The following is a 3,147-nucleotide window of genomic DNA, read 5'->3' as shown; positions in this document are numbered from 1 at the left end:
TTCCCGCCGCACCCGGCGGCCCAGCAGGCACCGAACGGACCCGGCCCGGCCGCACCGCCGGCGCCCCACGGACCCGGCGCGCCCGGCGGCTACGGCTTCCCCCCGCACGGTGCGCCCAACGCCCCGGCCCAGCCAGGCGGTTACGGCTTCCCGCCGCCTCCGCAGAGCGTCCAGGGCGCGCAGGCCCCCGAAGCCCCGCAGGCGCCCGTCGACCCCCGGTCCGGTGCCGCCTGGCCGCAGCCGATCCAGCACGACCAGCGCCAGCCCACCAACCCCGGTGCCGCGCCGCTGGGTTACACCGCCGCCGTGGAGCTGTCCTCGGACCGGCTGCTGAACAACAAGAGGCAGAAGGCGAAGAGCGGCCGGCCCGCCGCCGCGGCGTCCCGGTTCAAGCTGGGCGGCAAGAAGGAGGAGGCCGAGCGGCAGCGGAAGCTGGAGCTGATCCGCACGCCGGTGCTGTCCTGTTACCGGATAGCCGTCATCAGCCTCAAGGGCGGTGTGGGCAAGACGACCACGACCACCGCGCTCGGCTCCACCCTCGCCACCGAGCGGCAGGACAAGATCCTCGCCATCGACGCGAACCCGGACGCCGGCACGCTCGGGCGGCGGGTGCGCCGGGAGACCGGGGCCACCATCCGCGACCTCGTCCAGGCGATCCCGTACCTGAACTCGTACATGGACATCCGCCGGTTCACCTCGCAGGCGCCCTCGGGTCTGGAGATCATCGCCAACGACGTGGACCCGGCCGTGTCGACCACGTTCAACGACGAGGACTACCGGCGCGCGATCGAGGTGCTCGGGCGGCAGTATCCGGTCATCCTGACCGACTCGGGCACGGGGCTGCTGTACAGCGCCATGCGCGGGGTGCTCGACCTCGCCGACCAGCTCATCATCATCTCCACGCCGTCCGTGGACGGCGCGAGCAGCGCCAGTACGACGCTGGACTGGCTGTCCGCGCACGGGTACGCCGACCTGGTGTCCCGGTCCCTGACCGTGATCTCCGGGGTCCGCGAGACCGGCAAGATGATCAAGGTCGAGGACATCGTGTCGCACTTCGAGACGCGGACCCGCGGGGTCGTGGTCGTGCCCTTCGACGAGCACCTGGCCGCCGGCGCCGAGGTGGACCTGGACATGATGCGGCCCCGGACGCGTGAGGCGTACTTCAACCTCGCCGCGATGGTCGCCGAGGACTTCGTACGGCACCAGCAGTCGCACGGGCTGTGGACCAGCGACGGCAACCCGCCCCCGGTGGCCGCCCCGCCGATGCCGGGCCAGCCGTACGCGCCGCAGGGGCAGCCCTTCCCGCAGGGTCAGCCGTACCCTCAGGCCCCGGGCCAGCCGTACGCCCCGGGCCCGCAGCCGTACCCGCCGCAGCAGGGACAGCAGGCGCAGCCGCCGTACCCGCAGCAGCCCGGCTACCCGCAGCCCGGCCAGCACCCCCAGGCCCCGCAGCAGCCGCAGGGGCAGCAGCCTCCGCAGGCCCCGCCGCCGCAGCAGTAGGGCGGTACGACGGCACAGGGCGGCCGGTGCTCAGCGCACCGGCCGCCCTGTACGTGGAAGCCCTGGCTAGCCCTCCGCGGCGACGATCTCCCGGCACCGCTTCACGTCCCTGGCCATCTGCTCCAGCAGTGCCTCCAGCGACTCGAACCTCGCCTGGCCGCGTACGTAGGCGAGGAAGTCGACGGCGACGTGCAGGCCGTACAGGTCGAGGCCGACCCGGTCGATGGCGTACGCCTCCACCGTGCGCTCGGTGCCGTCGAACTGCGGGTTCGTGCCCACGGAGATCGCGGCCGGCATGGCTTCGCCCTGGACGTGCAGATAGCCGGCGTACACGCCGTCGGCGGGGATGGCGGTGTGGGGCAGCGTCTCGACGTTCGCCGTGGGGAAGCCCAGATCGCGTCCGCGTTGGGCGCCGCGCACGACGACGCCCTCCACCCGGTGCGGGCGGCCCAGGATCTCGCGGGCGCCCTCGACGTCGCCCGCCGCGACCAGGCGCCGCGTCAGGGTCGAGGAGAACGGCTCGCCACCGCCCGCCTCCCCGGAGAGGTACAGGTCGACGACCTCGACCTCGAAGTCGTAGATCTTGCCCTGCTCGGTGAGGAACTCGACGTTGCCGGCCGCCTTGTGGCCGAAGCGGAAGTTCGGGCCCTCCACGACCGCCTTGGCGTGCAGCTTGTCCACCAGGACCTTCACCACGAAGTCGGCGGGCGACAGCTTCGAGAACTCGGTGGTGAAGGGGAGGATCAGCACCGCGTCGACGCCGAGGTCGGCCATCAGTTCGGCGCGGCGGTGGTGCGGGGCGAGCAGCGGCGGGTGGCTGCCGGGGCGGACGACCTCGCTGGGGTGCGGGTCGAACGTGACGACGACGGCGGGGACGCCCAGCTCGCGGGCGCGGTCGACGGCATGCCTGATGATCAGCTGGTGGCCGCGGTGGACGCCGTCGTAGGAACCGATGGTGACGACGCTGCGCCCCCAGTCCTGGGGAATGTCCTCCAAGCCACGCCAGCGCTGCACTGTGACCGCTCCTCGAACCCGTGTCCGTCTGTCTTCCTTGACCTCTTGTGCAGGTCTAAGGGTGCCATGCCGGGTGCCCCGGGCCCGCATCGGTAGGGGGGCTGTGACGGGGCGCACGTCCGCACCCGCGGCTCGGGCGGGCTGACGCACGGTGCGCCCACCCGCGGCTCGGACCGGTGGGGGCACGGCACGCCCGGTCTCAGGCGGGTACCCGTACGCCCGCGAGGTTCTCGAGCATGCGGCGGGTGCTGGGGCCCACCACGGCGGCCCAGTCGCCCGGGGTGCCGGCGAGCCAGCGGGCCGTGCGTGCGGCGAAGCCGGGCACCTGCCGGGCGAGGTCCAGCAGGGCGCGGTCGAAGCGGGTGGCTCCCTCCGGGGTGCGGACGAGGATCAGGCCGGTGCGGTGGACGAGCCCGCGGGCCTCGTCGTCCCGGTCGGCCGGGTGGGTCGCCGCCGCGTGCAGCACGGCGTCCAGGACGGTGGGATCCAGCTCGCGGCGGAGCAGGATCTCCAGCAGTTCCCGGCGCAGCGGGCGGCAGGCGGCGGTGCCGGGGGCGGCCAGGACACCGGCGAGGGCCGCCCGCAGCGGTGCGCCGGCGCCGTCGAGCAGGCCGGTGACGAGGGGCAGCAGGG

General features: G+C 73.8%; 2 protein-coding genes and 1 pseudogene. 1 reads left to right on the top strand and 2 read right to left on the bottom strand.

From position 1 onward, the window contains the following. The coding region (locus ACLU3S_RS36485) for a MinD/ParA family protein (RefSeq protein ID WP_413956268.1) at nt 1-1,500 on the top strand (1,500 nt) is incomplete at its 5' end. Nucleotides 1,501-1,566: 66 nt separating this feature from the next. Here ACLU3S_RS36485 and ACLU3S_RS36480 read toward each other — a convergent pair. Further along, nucleotides 1,567-2,514: a bifunctional riboflavin kinase/FAD synthetase gene (locus ACLU3S_RS36480; protein WP_413956267.1), complete on the bottom strand. Its 948-nt coding sequence runs from the start codon at nt 2,512-2,514 to the stop codon at nt 1,567-1,569. 199 nt (nt 2,515-2,713) lie between these two features. Continuing rightward, nucleotides 2,714-3,147: pseudogene (locus ACLU3S_RS36475) on the bottom strand (hypothetical protein); the annotation flags it as partial.

Origin of the sequence: Streptomyces sp. AF1A, from assembly GCF_047340315.1 — a bacterium.
Taxonomy (GTDB): Bacteria; Actinomycetota; Actinomycetes; order Streptomycetales; family Streptomycetaceae; genus Streptomyces.
This window is presented reverse-complemented; position numbering and strand designations above follow the sequence as displayed.